A 13938-nucleotide genomic window follows, 5' to 3' on the forward strand; every position below is an offset into this window, starting at 1 on the left:
GCGCAAAAGCCGACCTTCGGGTCGGCTTTTTTATTGCTTCTGTTCTGGCCTGCGCATACCGGCGATTTCAGGCATTACCTCTCGCATCATCTCCAGAAAGCGACGAAGCCGTGCCGGATAATAGCGTGACCACGGATAGACCAGATGAACCGGCAACGCGGCAGGCTGCCAGTCGGGCACCAGGTGCACCAGCCTGCCCTCACGAATATCGGCTTCTACCGTCCAGCTTGATACCACCGCCACCCCCAACCCGGTTAATGCACTTTTACGCGCCACGTACAGGCTGTCCGTACTTAACCGTGGAGAAATAGCCACCCGCAGCGATTGCGGGGTGCCCGCGCGGAACAGTTCCACGTGCTCACGATAAAACGTATTGAGTGCCACCCAGGGCAGCGCAGAGAGATCTTCCGGCTTCTCAACAGGCGCGTGACCAGCGAGCATCCCGGGCGAAGCAACGACACTGCGCGGAACCTCGGCAAGCAACACCGATACCGTGGCGGGGTCGATCTCCGCTCCCACACGGATGGCGCAGTCAATATTGTCACTCAGGAAATCGGCCGAGCGGTCGTTGAGCATCCACTCCACATTCAACCGCGGATAGCGCAGCAGAAACGCCGTTAACGGTTCCAGCAATTGCTCCTGCCCGAAAGCATGAGGGGCACGGACGCGAAGCACGCCCACGGGTTCATCTTCCGTCTGCCCGACGTCGTCCTCAAGCGCATGCCAGCTGTCGATTACCCGCCGGGCGTGCTGGTAGCAGCGTTCCCCATCATCGGTCAGCTTCATGGCATGCGTGGTGCGTAGGATCAGGCGCACCCCAAGCAGCGTTTCCAGCGATTGCAGGCGACGGCTCACGGTGGCCTGGGTGGTGGCCATCTGTACGGCGGCAGCGGAAAGGGAGCCTGTTTCGATGATGCGCACGAAGGTTCGCATCAGTTCGACCCTGTCTATACGCTCTGAGCGTTTCATGATTTATCCGGTTATACGTTACACGTATAAGTGTTTTAACACTGCGCCTGCTACCACCGCAAGCCGGGCTGGTAAAGAATAGCGACACACCCGAAATGAGGAACCGTATATGAACACCAGCACCTTAACCCCAGCCGTCAGCCGTTGGGTCATTTTTATCCTTGCCATCGGCGCAGGATTCAGCGTCGCGTCCATCTATTATGCCCAACCGCTGCTGCCGCTGATGGGCACCGATCTGCATCTCAGCATTGAAGGGATGGGGATGGTGCCAACCCTGACCCAGGCAGGCTATGCGCTGGGTATCCTTTTCCTTCTGCCACTGGGCGATCGCTATGACCGTCGCACCCTGATAGTGGTAAAAAGCATTGCGCTGGCGGGATTGCTGCTGGCCTGTAGCCTGACAGGGCAGATTCACTCGCTGCTGTTGGTCAGCCTGCTGATTGGGATGGCGGCCACCATGGCGCAGGATATCGTTCCGGCGGCGGCGATTCTGGCCCCGGAAGGCAAACAGGGGAAAACCGTCGGAACGGTCATGACTGGCCTGTTGCTGGGGATCCTGCTCTCCCGTACGGTGAGCGGCGTCGTGGGTGAAGCCTTTGGCTGGCGCGTGATGTATCAACTGGCGGCGGGCAGCATTGCCATTCTTGCCGCCGTGATGTGGCTGATTCTGCCCCGTTTCGCGGTGCATTCAAACCTGCGTTATCCAGATTTGATGCGCTCAGTGGTGCACCTGTGGCGTCGTTATCCGGCGCTGCGTCGGGCCGCTCTGGCGCAGGGCTTCCTCTCTATTGCCTTCAGCGCCTTCTGGTCTACGCTGGCAGTGATGCTGATGGAGCACTATCAGTTGGGCAGTGCGGTTGCGGGGGGATACGGTATTGCCGGTGCCGCAGGTGCCCTGGCAGCGCCGCTCGCAGGTGGCCTGGCTGATAAACTGGGCGCCGGTAAAGTCACCCAACTGGGTGCCGCGCTGGTGACCGTCTCCTTCGCCCTGATGTTCCTGATGCCCGCTCTTGGCGTACACGGCCAGCTGATCCTGATCGCGGTCTCCGCCGTCGGTTTTGATCTCGGCCTGCAGTCAAGCCTGGTTGCCCACCAGAATCTGGTTTATGGCCTCGAGCCGCAGGCACGTGGTCGTCTGAACGCCCTGCTCTTTACCGGCGTGTTTATCGGGATGGCGCTGGGTTCGGCGCTGGGTAGTCAGCTGTATACGATGGCTGGCTGGCCGGGTGTGGTTGCCCTGGCAACGGTGACCGCAGCCATCGCCCTGGCCATTCGTCTGGCAGAGAGCGCCCGCACTAGCGCCTCAGTGATGCAGAATTCCTGAAAAAAAAGCCCAATCCGCGCAAACGGATTGGGCACAGAACATAACCAGTTTCAAGTCATGTCCAAAGGTCAAGACGGTTATCTGTTGAGCTGGAACAGAGACATACCCTGCATATCGCTGAACGCTTTGTAGGAAGCCTGAAGCGCAGCCTGCTGCATGGTGTAAGACGAAATCGCTGCGTTCCAGTCTACTTCCACAAGATTACTCATCTGAGTTGATTGACCTAAAGCACGGTCACTTCCCAACGTATCGAGAGATTCCAGCTCCTTCAGTTTGGTCCCCAGATCGGCACGCACAGTCAGCACGTTATCCAGCGAATTACGTAAGCCGCGGTTTGCCTTATCAATGTCAACAGCAAACTGGTCAGCTTTTGTCTGATCGCCTTCAACAGGTACTTTCAGCGCTGCAATCGCGTTATCAAAAATTTTAAACAGATTTTTTTCCGTCGCGCTGCCAACAGGTTCTGGCGCCGCATTGCTGGTAAAGGATTCAAACACTTCGCTGCCAGTATGGCTAATCTGCATGGTACGTGCAGAATCAACCTGCTGGCTAATTGGCATTGAACCGCCAGTATAAGTCCCGCTAGCCTGATCGAATGCAACGGCGTCAGTTTTATAACCGGCAAAAATATAACGTCCGTTACCATCGGTACTGTTTGCCAGGTTCATCAGCTGATCGCGAATACCCTGCAGATCGGTAGCGAGCGAGTTGCGATCGCTGTCACTCAGTGTGCCGTTGCCAGCATAGACAATTTTTTCTTGCGCCGACTGCAGCGCGGTTGTCACCTGACCCAAAATATTTTCTTCCAACGACACTTTTTGCGTAGCGAAAGAGCGGGCCAGGGTGTACTGGCTGTTCTCCGACTGCGCCTGGGACAACACCACGGCCTGTGAGGCCGCGATCGGATCGTCCGAAGGACGATTAACACGTTTACCGGTGGACATCTGCTCACCGTATTCCATCCACTTGCTCTGGGAATCGGTGATCCCGCGCATGTTCTGCTGATACATCATCTGGGTGCTAATACGCATCGTTGACCTCGGCCTTAGCGAATATTAATTAACGCGTCGAAGAGCGTACTGGCGGTTTGCAGCACTTGGGCATTGGCCAGGTAGTACTGCTGGAAACGCTGCAGGTTGCCGTACTCTTCGTCGAGATTAACCCCGGAGATCGACTGCTGCTGGTTGCTCAGCTGCGTCGCCACGTTAGCCTGGGTAGCGCTGCTGGTTTTCAGCGTCGCGGTTTTGCTGCCGACGGTACTGACCAGTGAGGCATAGGCATCGTTAAAGGTTTTGTTGCCGCCCACCACTTTGGTTTTCTGCAGATCCAGCAGCGCCTGACCATTGCGGTTATCACTTTCACCGCCGTTTGCATCAGAGGCGAGAGCCAGTTTTGACTCGTCACTGATCGCCAGATCCATATTCACGATGGCATTGGCGACAGGCTTAACGATAAAGCTGTCTTTTTTATTTGCCGCACCTGATACGTTGACCGTCAGCCCATCGAAGGACAAGTTACCGTTGCCGTCGTTGGTGGCATTTACTGTGGTTTTATCGGAGAGACGGGTGATCTGCCAGTTGGAGCCATCAAACTCCATCTTGTAGTCGGTAGCCTGCACTTTGGCATAGTTGTCCATATCAACCGTCGCGGAGACGGAAGCCGAACCACTATTTTTGCTGTTAGCCAGCACCGCCGGAGCACCGATATCAAATAATTTCTCGCCGGCCTCGCCTTCTGCGTCAAAGCCCTTTGCATGCTGACTGTTCATCGAGTTTGCAAAGGAGAGCGCCAGTTGGTTTAGGGTGTTGCGTGCAGTGTCCAGCTCTTCGGTACGGAAGGTTAATATCCCGCCCAGTGAGCCGCTGGTCAGCAGCTTTTCCGGGATCTCGACCGGGCCAGAGGTGCCATCCACAAACGCCACTGTGGTACGGGACGGGTCGGCGCTGGACTTCACGGCCGCCAGCTGGTTAGAGGTGCTGCCCTGGACCAGGTTGTAGCCGTTACCGAAGGAGACGTTATAGGTGCCGCCATCCTGGACCGAGACGTCAACGCCCACGATCTGGTTCAGCTCGCTCACCAACTGGTCACGCTGGTCGAGCAGGTTGTTCGGGGAAGCCCCTGCACCCACGCCGGTCAGACGGGAGATCTGGTCATTGAGGTTCGCAATCTGCTTCGCGTAGTTATTGATCTGATCCACGCTGGTGCCGATAGCAATGTTGATCTGCTTATCCTGATCGCGCAGATACTGATCGTTCACCTTGAACTGGTTCACCAGGCCCGCAGCTTTACCCAGCACGGTCTGACGCGCCGCCGGATCTTCGGCGTTGCTGACCAGGGTCTGCAGGCTGCTGAAGAAATCCTGCAGCGTCGTCGCCAGGCTGTTTGTGCTGCCGGACAGAACGTCGTCAATTTTGGACATCTGCTGGTAGCGGGTGGTCAGGGCGCTGCTCTGGTTCTGCGCGGCGCGCAGCTGGTTGGTAATGAATGAATCATATTCGCGCTGTACCCCGGAGACATACACGCCGTTGCCAACCCAACCGCCGCCTGTCAGGGTGCTGTTTGAGGCGCTCAGCACCGTGGTCTGACGGGTGTATCCCGCCACGTTGTAGCTTGAAATGTTATTACTGGCGGTATTCAACGCAGCCTGTGCCGCGCTGAGGCCACTCATGGCGCTGTTGATCAAACTGGACATGGGGGTTCCTTTTATACTTTCAGACACGAGTCCTGTTGGAGATTATCGGCAGCCCCCAGCCGGACTTGAGAACTTTCAGAACAGATTTTCGATATCGTTGCTGTATGCTTTGCTCACTTTTTCACCCATCGCTTTAAGCTGCTGGATCATGCTGGTCAGCTTACGGGCATACTGCGGATCGGTGGCGTAGCCCGCTTGCTGCAACGCTTGCGCACCCTGCTCTGCCGTGGCGGCCTGAGTCACTGCCGCATAGCGTGGGTTACGGCTCAGCACCCCGACATAGTCCGAAAGCGCTTCCAGATATGAGCTGTAGACGCGGAACTTCGCTTTAATTTTCTTCGCTTCACCGTTTTCATATTCGGTGGTGGTGATGTCGGTGGTTGGCCCTTTCCAGCTTCCTGTGGCCTTCACACCAAAGATGTTGAAGCTTGGCTCGCCGTTCTCACGACGGATCTGCCGTTGCCCCCAGCCAGATTCCAGCGCCGCCTGGGCCAGAATCAGGTGATGCGGCACCCCGCTCTGCTGGCTGGCAAGACGCGCCGGGAGCGAGAGCTGGGCCAGGAAGTCTTTGCTGTCGCCGGTGAGCGGCTCATCGTTACTTTCTGGCACTTTCGGCACCGCTTTACGCACCATTTGCGTCAGGGACTGGTTTTGATAGCTGGTCACCCTTTCCAGGTCGAACTTCATCGGTACCTGTTGAGGGGTCTCTTCCGGCGGCACGCCCTGGGCGGCCGCCATCTGCTTAACAATCACATCCGCCAGCCCCAGCCCTTTACCGGAAGTCATCTGCTGCGCAATCTGCTGGTCATACATGCTGGTATACAGACGCGTTGAATCGCTGCTGAAGATGCCATCTTTCGGTAGCGCCTCACGCATGCTTTTCAGCATCATCTGGACAAACATCCCTTCCACCTGGCGGGCAACCGGGCGGATATTACCCGCCGGATCTTTGCCTGCTTTGGATTTCAGTTCGTTGAGCGACTGGGTATCCCAGGCCGCGCTGCTCAGCAGTTTGCTATCGGTCAGCATCAGATAATTTCCACTTTGGCGCGCAGGCAGCCTGCGCTCTGCATGGATTGCAGAATCGACATCAGATCGATCGGGGTCGCGCCGAGCGCATTCAGTGCACGCACCACGTTGTTCAGGTTGGCGCTGGAGCGCACGCTCTGCAGCGAGCCGCCGCTCTGACGCATATCAATCTGGGTCTGCGGCGTCACCACGGTTTCACCGCCGCCAAACGGCGTATCCGGCTGGCTGACGTTAGCCGAGCGGTTGACGGTGACCGAGAGGTTACCCTGCGCCACGGCACAGTTGTCCAGAGTCACTTCACGGTTCATTACCACCGAACCGGTACGGGAGTTGATGATCACTTTGGCATCCTGCGGCGTGACGTTTACTTCCATGTTCTGGATATCCGCCAGCAGGCGAACCTGGTTGCTGTTGCCGCTGGAGACACGGATCTGCACGGTGCGGGCGTCCAGCGCCGTGGCACTGCCATAGCCGCGACCACGGTTAATGGTGTCAGCGATCTGCTGCGCCATGGTGAAGTCGTCGTCGTTCAGCTGCAGGTTGATGGTGTTCCCGGTGCCGAACTGGGTCGGCAGTTCACGCTCAATGATCGCCCCGTTGGTAATACGGCCGCCATTGAGCTGGTTTACCTGCACGCTGCTGCCGCCTGCGGACGCACCTGCCCCGCCGACCAGAATATTACCCTGCGCGAGGGCATACACCTGGCTGTCCACCCCTTTCAGCGGCGTCATCAGCAGCGTACCGCCACGCAGGCTTTTCGCGTTACCCATGGAGGAGACCACCACGTCGATGGTCTGTCCCTGGCGGGAAAAGGCCGGGTAGGAGGCGGTGACCATCACGGCCGCCACGTTTTTCAGCTGCATGTTGGTCCCGGCGGGCACCGTAATGCCGAGCTGGGAGAGCATGTTATTCAGGCTCTGCGTAGTAAAAGGGGTCTGGGTCGTCTGGTCACCCGTGCCGTCCAGTCCCACCACCAGGCCGTAACCGATCAGTGAGTTTTCCCGCACACCCTGAACACTTGTGAGATCGCGGATACGGTCGGCCTGGGCAACAGTTGCCACCAGCACCAACAGGATCCCGAAGAGGGATTTAAACATAGGTCACCTCGCTTACATCGGCGATAAATTAAGGAAGAAACGCTGCAACCAGCCCATATTCTGCGCTTCATTGATGTAGCCGTTGCCGACGTACTCAATGCGCGCATCGGCCACCTGGGTGGACGGTACGGTGTTGGAGCCGCTGATGGTGCGAGGGTTAACCACACCGGAGAAGCGAATGAACTCAGTGCCCTGATTAATGGCGATCTGTTTTTCACCCACAACATGTAAATTGCCGTTCGCCAGCACCTGGTCAACGGTCACCGTCAACGTGCCGCTAAAGGTGTTGCTGGCATTGGCGCCGCCTTTACCATTAAAGGAGTTGCCGCCAGACGTCTCAACATCGGCGCGGGCATTACCGAAGAGTCCTTCGAGGTAACGTGGCACAGTGTCGAAACCAAAATTGGTTTTCCCGTCGCGGCTGGCATTGGCTGAGGAGCTTTTGCTGGCGCTGACGTTTTCCTGAAGCTGGATGGTCAGCGTATCGCCGATATTACGTGGGCGACGGTCTTCAAACATCGGCTGATAACCGTAGTTAATCGGCTGCGCTGTCTGGAAAATAGAGCCATTCGCGACTGGCATCGGGCCAGGAACGGGTTGGGCGGAAGTCGCACCCTGCACCAGAGGTTGAGACGGGATCCAGGCGCAACCGGTCAGGGTAACGGCCAGGAGGGTCACTATCGGATAACGAATCGCCGCGAGTTTTTGCATTGCCTTCATCTTCGAAAACAGGGAGCCGGTGCGGCGCGAACCGCACCGGACTACACCTTAGAGTTGCGTCAGTTTCTGCAGCATCTGGTCGGTCGTCGACACTGCTTTGCTGTTAATTTCGTACGCGCGCTGAACCTGGATCATATTCACCAGCTCTTCCGCGACGTTGACGTTTGAGGTTTCCACATACCCCTGGTACAGCAGACCTGAACCGTTCAGACCTGGCGTGCTCTCGTTTGGCGCGCCGGAAGACTGAGTTTCGATGTACAGGTTCTCACCGATGCTTTCCAGACCGGTGTCGTTCATGAAGGTGGTCAGGTTAAGCTGGCCTACCTGCACCGGCGCGGCCTGGCCCTGCTGGGTCACGCTCACAATCCCGTCACGGCCGATAGTAATGCTCAGGGCATTAGCCGGAATGGTGATGGCAGGTTGCACCTGGAAACCGCCCGCCGTCACCAGCTGGCCGTTCTGATCCACCTGGAACGAGCCGTCACGGGTGTAGGCCGAGGTACCGTCCGGCAACTGCACCTGGAAGAAGCCCTGGCCTTTGATTGCCACGTCTTTGCTGTTGTTGGTCTGAGACAGGTTACCCTGGCTGTGCAGACGCTCGGTCGCCACCGGACGAACACCGGTACCGATCTGCAGACCGGATGGCAGCGTGGTCTGTTCAGACGACTGCGCACCCGGCTGACGGATGGTCTGATAAAGCAAATCTTCGAAAACCGCACGCTGACGCTTAAAACCGTTGGTGCTGACGTTCGCCAGGTTGTTGGCGATGACGTCCATATTGGTTTGCTGTGCGTCGAGGCCGGTTTTCGCGATCCATAAAGAACTGATCATAAGGTGTCCTGTTAACTCATTGACAGCAGCTGGTTGGCGCGCCCGGCGTTTTCATCAACGCTGGAGATGACCTTCATCTGCATTTCAAAACGGCGCGCGCTGGCGATCATGTCGGTCATCGCCGCGACCGGCTTAACGTTACTGCCTTCCAGCACGCCAGACATGACGCGAATGCTCGGGTCGGCCTGTAAGGTCGCGCCACGGGTCGCCTGCGCCGCCTGGGTCAGACGGAACATGCCGTCGTCGCCACGCTGCACTTCAAAACCTTCGGCTTTTACCAGCTTCAGGCGGCCAACCGGCGCTACGGTGTTTGGCGGATCGCCGGGGTTCAGGGCCGAGATGGTCCCGTCTGCCGCGATGGTGATCTCCGAGCCTTCCGGCACGGTGATCGGGCCGCCTTCACCGATAACCGGATGTCCCTGGATGGTCAGTTGCCCGACCGAATCCACCTGGATGTTACCGTTACGGGTGTAGCCTTCGCTGCCGTCGGCCGTTTGAACCGCCAGCCAGCCGTCCTGCTGCAGCGCCACGTCGAGCGGGCGCGAGGTATAGTCCATCTGCCCCGGTGTCATATCGGCACCTGGGGTGGAGGCGGTGACCAACGTACGCGTCGGCAGGGAAAGCCCTTCCACCGGCACGGCGCGCATTGCATTGAGCTGCGCACGGAAGCCTGGCGTCGAGGCGTTCGCCAGGTTACTGGCGGTGACTGCCTGCTGATTGAGCGTCTGACTGGCAGCGCCCATCGCGGTATATATTGCGTGATCCATTAAGCTATCCCGTCAGCTACTTAGCGGAGGTTAACCAGCGTGTTGAGGATCTGATCCTGCGTTTTGATGGTCTGCGCGTTCGACTGATAGTTACGCTGCGCGACGATCATATTGACCAGCTCTTTACTCAGGTCGACGTTGGAAGCTTCCAGCGCGCCGTTGGTCAGGGTACCGAAGTTACCGGAACCGGCGGTGCCCAGCAGCGCCACGCCTGAAGACTGGGTAGCAGACCAGACGTTGTTACCTTCAGACTGCAGGCCTTCGTTGTTGGCGAAGTTCGCCATGACGATCTGACCCAGCACCTGGTTTTGTTCGTTGGAGTAGTTACCTACCACGGTACCGTCATCGTTGATCTGATAGCTAACCAGGTCGCCCGGCTTGTAGCCGTTCTGGTTGGTTGCCACGATGTTGTTCGCCCCGGTGTTCTGCTGCATGGAGTTCAGGAAGCTCAGGGAGAAGGTCACCGGCAGCGCGCCGCTCAGTGGATCGGTCGTCACGTTGATCGCCGGGTTGCCATTTGGGGTCGCGCTCAACACGCCAGCGGCGTTGTAGTTGTAGATACCGTCCAGGTTACCGTTGCTGTCGAAGTTCATCTGTGCAGCTTTAGTAATTTTACCGTTCGTCACGCTACCGTCCTGGGTGTAGAGATCCCATTTGTTGTCTGCTTTTTTTACGTAGTAGACATACATGTTGTGGGCGTTACCCTGATTGTCGTAAACGGTGATAGTGCCTTTCTTGTTGAAGCTGTCTGAATCCGGGTTGGCATTGGTCGCGTCAAACGCAATGTTCGGCACGCTGTCCGTGGAGTTCAGGTTGATCTGCTGCGCCGCAGTGCTGGTCGCTTTCGCGGGCATCAGGTCATTAGGGATGGTGATCGCCTGTGGGTTAGCACCGGTCTGAACCGTCGGAGGGCTACCTGCTGCCGGATAGCCGGTCAGCTGTAAGCCCTGCATGTTCACCAGGTTGCGGTTTTCGTCCAGGCTGAACTGACCGTTACGGCTGTAAAAAACAGAACCGTTGCTGTCGAGCATACGGAAAAAACCGCTCTGGCTGATAGCCACATCCAGACCACGACCGGTGTTGGTGGTGGTACCATCTGAAAAGTCCTGGGTGATCCCGGCGACTTTTACGCCCAGACCGACTTTGGAACCGGCGAACATGTCCGCGAATGACGCGCTACCGGACTTAAAGCCGTAGGTCGCGGAGTTGGCAATGTTGTTACCAATGACGTCGAGGTTAGTGGCTGCAGCATTCAGGCCGCTGACCGCTTGTGAAAAGGCCATGAGTTACTCCTGGTAAATGTTAGGGCTTAAATAATCTGCCGAACTTCGTCGAGCGTGGTGGTACCGTAAGTGCCGAGATCCAGCGTGTTACCGCCACCGCTGCGGATCACACCCTGCACCATTGCAAACTGCAGTGGCTGTGCCACCAGCTGCGTGCTGCCGCTGCTGGCGGAAATCGCTACGTTGTAAGAGCCGTTTGGTGCCGTGCTGCCGTCGGTCTGAGTACCATCCCAGGTAAAGGTATGGACGCCTGCTTTCAGCTCGCCAATGTCAATAGTCCGTATCACTGCACCGGACTTATCGGTGATAGTGGCCGTCACTTTGTCTGCGCTCTGCTGCAACTCAACACCAAATGGCGTGGTTGAGGTGGTGGTCGAGCCTTCGGCACCACTGGTGCCCGCCAGAACGGTCGAACCAGGGATCATCACGCCATGGCCAATCAGCGTGCTGGCCTGCATCGACTGGCTGTTGTCGATCTGCCCGGAAATAGAACCCAGCGTGGTGTTCAGTTTCTCGATGCCGCTCACCGTACTGATCTGCGCAAGCTGCGTGGTCAGTTCGTTGTTCTGCATCGGGTTGGTTGGATCCTGGTTTTTAAGCTGGGCGACCAGCAGCGTCAGAAAGCTGCCCTGCAGATCGGAAGCATTGCTTCCGGTGAGGGAGTTACTGCCGGTAGTGCCACCGACGCCAGTCGTAGCCGTCCTGTCATTTACATTGACTGCAATGGACATTGATCTCTCCTTTACTGGCCCAGAGTGAGCGTTTTAAGCATCATGCTCTTTACGGTGTTCAGCACTTCTACGTTAGCCTGGTAGCTGCGGGACGCCGACATGGTGTTAACCATTTCACCCACCACATCCACGTTCGGCATTTTGACGTAGCCACTGGCGTCGGCCAGCGGGTTGCCCGGCTCGTACACCAGTTTGTCCGGGGCCTGGCTCTCAATCACGTTGGCCACTTTTACCCCGCCGGTTGCCGCACCCGGTGCAGCATCCACCTGGAACACAACCTGTTTAGCGCGGTAGGGTTGGCCATCCGGGCCGGTCACGCTGTCGGCGTTCGCCATGTTACTGGCGGCCACGTTCAGACGTTGGGATTGCGCGGTCAGCGCGGAACCCGCGATATCAAAGATATTGAGTAAGGCCATTATTAGTTGCCTCCCTGCAGAACACTCATCATGCCTTTAATCTGTCCACCGAGAACGGTCAGCCCCATCTGGTACTTGAGACTGTTATCAGCGAACTGCGTACGCTCCCGATCCATATCGACGGTGTTACCGTCCAGAGATGGCTGATCCGGGATGCGATAAAGTAAATCGGTATTGGGGGTCGTGACGGTCTCTGCAGGAATATGACGTGCAGAGGTCAGCGCAAGGGCAACACCGCTGTTTTCGGCCCGACCACGCTCCATCACTTTCTTTAATTCACTGGAAAAATCGATATCACGCGCCTGAAACCCGGGGGTATCGGCGTTTGCGATATTGGCGGCCAGAATCTCCTGACGCTGGGCACGCAAGTTGAGCGCTTCTTGCTGAAAACGTAGCGCGGCGTCGAGTTTATCGAGCATGTCTCCTCCGCTGATGGCAAAATTTCAGTGGATAGCTTAAATCTCAACCCGTCTCCGTCATCGACGGAATAAGCGCAAAATGCGTCGCTATTTATTGCGTTGATGCCCACCCGCTACAGGTAGAATCCTGCTCATTCTGTAATCCGACGGTAACGGACGATATGGCACTCAAAGGTGGTTTGACCGCAACCCTGCTCCTCTGGAGCGCTCTCTCTCAGGCACAGGATCTGAATGCTCAGCTGACGGCGTTTTTTGCCCAGCGACTGGCTGGATTTAGCGATGAGGTTTCGGTTCAGATCCGCACGCCAGCCAACATGCTCCCCACCTGCGAAACGCCTGAATTCAGCGTCGCTGGCAACACCCGACAGTGGGGTAACGTGAGCGTCACGGCACGTTGTGACACGGGAAAACGGTTTATACAGGTTGCAGTTCAGGCGACGGGCGATTATGTTGTCGCGTCCCGGAACATCCCCCGGGGTGCGGCCTTGCAGCCAGACAGCGTTACGCTGAAACGCGGCAGGCTGGATCAGCTCCCGCCGCGCACGATTCTGGATATTCACCAGGCGCAGAACGCCGTTAGCTTGCGCGATCTGGTGCCCGGGCAACCTCTGCAACTGTCGATGCTGCGCCAGTCATGGCGAATCAAAGCCGGACAGCGAGTAATGGTGATCGCCAGCGGCGAAGGCTTTAGCGTTAACAGCGAAGGGAAAGCGTTGAACAATGCGGCCGTGGCGCAAAACGCCCGCGTCAGGATGATTTCAGGCCAGGTAGTGAGCGGCACGGTCGATTCTGATGGGAATATTCTGATTAACCTATAATCTTTTTAAAGATTATGCGGCGACTGCCGATAAATCATTAACAAATGATAATGTCAGGCGCTAACGCCGCCAACCCTCGATGAGGACACCATAATGAGCATTGATCGTACATCGTCCCTGAAGCCGGTTAGCACTGTACAACCTCGCGAAATGAATGACACTGCGACAGCTAAAACGCGCACGCAAAAATCTGCTGCGACTAACAGCACCAGCGTCACGCTGAGCGATGCCCAGGCAAAACTGATGCAGCCAGGCAGCAACGATATCAACATGGAACGTGTTGAAGCGCTGAAAACCGCGATCCGTAACGGTGAGCTAAAAATGGATACCAGTAAAATCGCTGACGCGCTGATCCAGGATGCGCAAAGTTTCTTAGAGTAATCGCCGTATGAGTCGTCTGACGGAAATAATGGATCACATGACGGTCGTATTAAACGACCTGAAAACGGTTATGGACGCCGAGCAGCAGCAGCTCTCTGCCGGGAATGTCAACGGCAGCGCCCTGCAGCGCATTACCGAAGATAAAAGCTCCCTGCTGGCCACTCTGGATTATCTGGAGCAGCAGCGACGAACCGAGCAATCTGCACGCCATAGTGCAAATGATGATGTGGCCGATCGCTGGCAAACTATTACTGAAAAAACTCAGCATCTGCGCGACCTCAATCAGCACAACGGCTGGTTACTTGAAGGGCAAATCAGCCGCAACCAGCAGGCGCTGGACGTGCTGAAGCCGCACCAGGAACCGGCCCTGTATGGCGCGAATGGCCAGACATCCAGCTCACGCAGCAGTGGGAAGAAGTTTTCGATCTAATTGCCCGAACGGGACAGACAGAGAACGGGGA

The 13938-nt window shown here is 57.0% G+C and carries 16 protein-coding genes; 4 read left to right on the forward strand and 12 right to left on the reverse strand.

What is annotated here, in order from left to right; genetic code table 11:
* Positions 1 to 30 precede the first annotated feature (30 nt).
* Complete coding sequence (locus ACF8PE_RS19630; protein WP_280713115.1) at positions 31 to 969, reverse strand: LysR family transcriptional regulator; 939 nt, start codon at positions 967 to 969, stop codon at positions 31 to 33.
* Positions 970 to 1078: 109 nt separating this feature from the next.
* On the opposite strand from ACF8PE_RS19630, the gene ACF8PE_RS19635 reads away from it, so the two are divergent.
* On the forward strand, positions 1079 to 2293 hold the full coding sequence (locus ACF8PE_RS19635; protein ID WP_103792930.1) for an MFS transporter: 1215 nt from the start codon (positions 1079 to 1081) through the stop codon (positions 2291 to 2293).
* A 77-nt stretch (positions 2294 to 2370) separates the two neighbouring features.
* Here the strand turns inward: ACF8PE_RS19635 and flgL are convergent, their stop codons facing one another.
* The 11 genes from flgL to flgB all read right to left on the reverse strand — a co-directional run bounded on the left by flgL (position 2371) and on the right by flgB (position 12278).
* Positions 2371 to 3324: a flagellar hook-associated protein FlgL gene (gene flgL / locus ACF8PE_RS19640; protein ID WP_103792931.1), complete on the reverse strand. Its 954-nt coding sequence runs from the start codon at positions 3322 to 3324 to the stop codon at positions 2371 to 2373.
* Between the two features lie 14 nt (positions 3325 to 3338).
* Positions 3339 to 4985 carry a flagellar hook-associated protein FlgK gene (flgK, locus tag ACF8PE_RS19645; protein ID WP_150870486.1) on the reverse strand — a complete coding sequence of 549 codons (1647 nt, stop codon included), beginning with the start codon at positions 4983 to 4985 and terminating at the stop codon, positions 3339 to 3341.
* 75 nt (positions 4986 to 5060) lie between these two features.
* Positions 5061 to 6014 (reverse strand): flagellar assembly peptidoglycan hydrolase FlgJ, encoded by a 954-nt coding sequence (gene flgJ / locus ACF8PE_RS19650; protein WP_392495200.1) that lies wholly within the window; start codon positions 6012 to 6014, stop codon positions 5061 to 5063.
* Positions 6014 to 7111: a flagellar basal body P-ring protein FlgI gene (locus ACF8PE_RS19655; RefSeq protein ID WP_032617538.1), complete on the reverse strand. Its 1098-nt coding sequence runs from the start codon at positions 7109 to 7111 to the stop codon at positions 6014 to 6016. Before ACF8PE_RS19655 ends, flgJ begins: the two co-directional genes overlap by 1 nt.
* A 12-nt stretch (positions 7112 to 7123) precedes the next feature.
* Complete coding sequence (gene flgH, locus ACF8PE_RS19660) at positions 7124 to 7822, reverse strand: flagellar basal body L-ring protein FlgH (RefSeq protein WP_032617537.1); 699 nt, start codon at positions 7820 to 7822, stop codon at positions 7124 to 7126.
* Between the two features lie 57 nt (positions 7823 to 7879).
* Positions 7880 to 8662 carry a flagellar basal-body rod protein FlgG gene (gene flgG / locus ACF8PE_RS19665; RefSeq protein WP_032617536.1) on the reverse strand — a complete coding sequence of 261 codons (783 nt, stop codon included), beginning with the start codon at positions 8660 to 8662 and terminating at the stop codon, positions 7880 to 7882.
* Positions 8663 to 8673: 11 nt separating this feature from the next.
* The gene (locus tag ACF8PE_RS19670) at positions 8674 to 9429 is read right to left on the reverse strand and encodes a flagellar basal body rod protein FlgF (RefSeq protein WP_032617535.1); all 756 of its coding nucleotides are present in this window, start codon (positions 9427 to 9429) and stop codon (positions 8674 to 8676) included.
* A 20-nt stretch (positions 9430 to 9449) separates the two neighbouring features.
* Positions 9450 to 10712, reverse strand: a complete 1263-nt coding sequence (flgE, locus tag ACF8PE_RS19675) for a flagellar hook protein FlgE (RefSeq protein ID WP_117386057.1) — start codon at positions 10710 to 10712, stop codon at positions 9450 to 9452.
* 26 nt (positions 10713 to 10738) lie between these two features.
* Positions 10739 to 11443 (reverse strand): flagellar hook assembly protein FlgD, encoded by a 705-nt coding sequence (flgD, locus tag ACF8PE_RS19680; RefSeq protein ID WP_032617533.1) that lies wholly within the window; start codon positions 11441 to 11443, stop codon positions 10739 to 10741.
* Positions 11444 to 11454: 11 nt separating this feature from the next.
* Entirely contained in the window at positions 11455 to 11859 is a 405-nt protein-coding gene (gene flgC, locus ACF8PE_RS19685; protein WP_032617532.1) for a flagellar basal body rod protein FlgC, read from the reverse strand.
* A 2-nt stretch (positions 11860 to 11861) separates the two neighbouring features.
* Positions 11862 to 12278, reverse strand: coding sequence for a flagellar basal body rod protein FlgB (gene flgB, locus ACF8PE_RS19690; protein WP_032617531.1), 417 nt, complete (start codon positions 12276 to 12278; stop codon positions 11862 to 11864).
* Between the two features lie 161 nt (positions 12279 to 12439).
* Between flgB and flgA the strand changes: the two genes are divergently transcribed.
* The 3 genes from flgA to flgN all read left to right on the forward strand — a co-directional run bounded on the left by flgA (position 12440) and on the right by flgN (position 13907).
* A complete protein-coding gene (gene flgA, locus ACF8PE_RS19695) occupies positions 12440 to 13096 on the forward strand; it encodes a flagellar basal body P-ring formation chaperone FlgA (RefSeq protein WP_032617530.1) in 657 nt (218 codons plus the stop codon).
* Positions 13097 to 13189: 93 nt separating this feature from the next.
* Positions 13190 to 13477: a flagellar biosynthesis anti-sigma factor FlgM gene (gene flgM, locus ACF8PE_RS19700; protein ID WP_392495201.1), complete on the forward strand. Its 288-nt coding sequence runs from the start codon at positions 13190 to 13192 to the stop codon at positions 13475 to 13477.
* Between the two features lie 7 nt (positions 13478 to 13484).
* Positions 13485 to 13907: a flagella biosynthesis chaperone FlgN gene (gene flgN / locus ACF8PE_RS19705; RefSeq protein WP_032617527.1), complete on the forward strand. Its 423-nt coding sequence runs from the start codon at positions 13485 to 13487 to the stop codon at positions 13905 to 13907.
* Positions 13908 to 13938 lie beyond the last annotated feature (31 nt).

Origin of the sequence: Leclercia sp. GLN_9 (assembly GCF_043105735.1) — a bacterium.
In the GTDB taxonomy this organism is placed as follows: domain Bacteria; phylum Pseudomonadota; class Gammaproteobacteria; order Enterobacterales; family Enterobacteriaceae; genus Enterobacter; species Enterobacter adecarboxylatus.

Bases quoted from the DNA above. Each gene is read 5' to 3' on its own strand.
- ACF8PE_RS19635 (WP_103792930.1), top strand. From the start codon at position 1,079: ATGAACACCAGCACCTTAACCCCAGCCGTCAGCCGTTGGGTCATTTTT.
- ACF8PE_RS19655 (WP_032617538.1), bottom strand. From the start codon at position 7,111: ATGTTTAAATCCCTCTTCGGGATCCTGTTGGTGCTGGTGGCAACTGTT.
- ACF8PE_RS19670 (WP_032617535.1), bottom strand. From the start codon at position 9,429: ATGGATCACGCAATATATACCGCGATGGGCGCTGCCAGTCAGACGCTC.
- flgN (WP_032617527.1), top strand. From the start codon at position 13,485: ATGAGTCGTCTGACGGAAATAATGGATCACATGACGGTCGTATTAAAC.
- flgM (WP_392495201.1), top strand. From the start codon at position 13,190: ATGAGCATTGATCGTACATCGTCCCTGAAGCCGGTTAGCACTGTACAA.
- flgJ (WP_392495200.1), bottom strand. From the start codon at position 6,014: ATGCTGACCGATAGCAAACTGCTGAGCAGCGCGGCCTGGGATACCCAG.
- flgE (WP_117386057.1), bottom strand. From the start codon at position 10,712: ATGGCCTTTTCACAAGCGGTCAGCGGCCTGAATGCTGCAGCCACTAAC.
- flgA (WP_032617530.1), top strand. From the start codon at position 12,440: ATGGCACTCAAAGGTGGTTTGACCGCAACCCTGCTCCTCTGGAGCGCT.
- flgG (WP_032617536.1), bottom strand. From the start codon at position 8,662: ATGATCAGTTCTTTATGGATCGCGAAAACCGGCCTCGACGCACAGCAA.
- flgB (WP_032617531.1), bottom strand. From the start codon at position 12,278: ATGCTCGATAAACTCGACGCCGCGCTACGTTTTCAGCAAGAAGCGCTC.
- flgD (WP_032617533.1), bottom strand. From the start codon at position 11,443: ATGTCCATTGCAGTCAATGTAAATGACAGGACGGCTACGACTGGCGTC.
- flgL (WP_103792931.1), bottom strand. From the start codon at position 3,324: ATGCGTATTAGCACCCAGATGATGTATCAGCAGAACATGCGCGGGATC.
- ACF8PE_RS19630 (WP_280713115.1), bottom strand. From the start codon at position 969: ATGAAACGCTCAGAGCGTATAGACAGGGTCGAACTGATGCGAACCTTC.
- flgC (WP_032617532.1), bottom strand. From the start codon at position 11,859: ATGGCCTTACTCAATATCTTTGATATCGCGGGTTCCGCGCTGACCGCG.
- flgK (WP_150870486.1), bottom strand. From the start codon at position 4,985: ATGTCCAGTTTGATCAACAGCGCCATGAGTGGCCTCAGCGCGGCACAG.
- flgH (WP_032617537.1), bottom strand. From the start codon at position 7,822: ATGCAAAAACTCGCGGCGATTCGTTATCCGATAGTGACCCTCCTGGCC.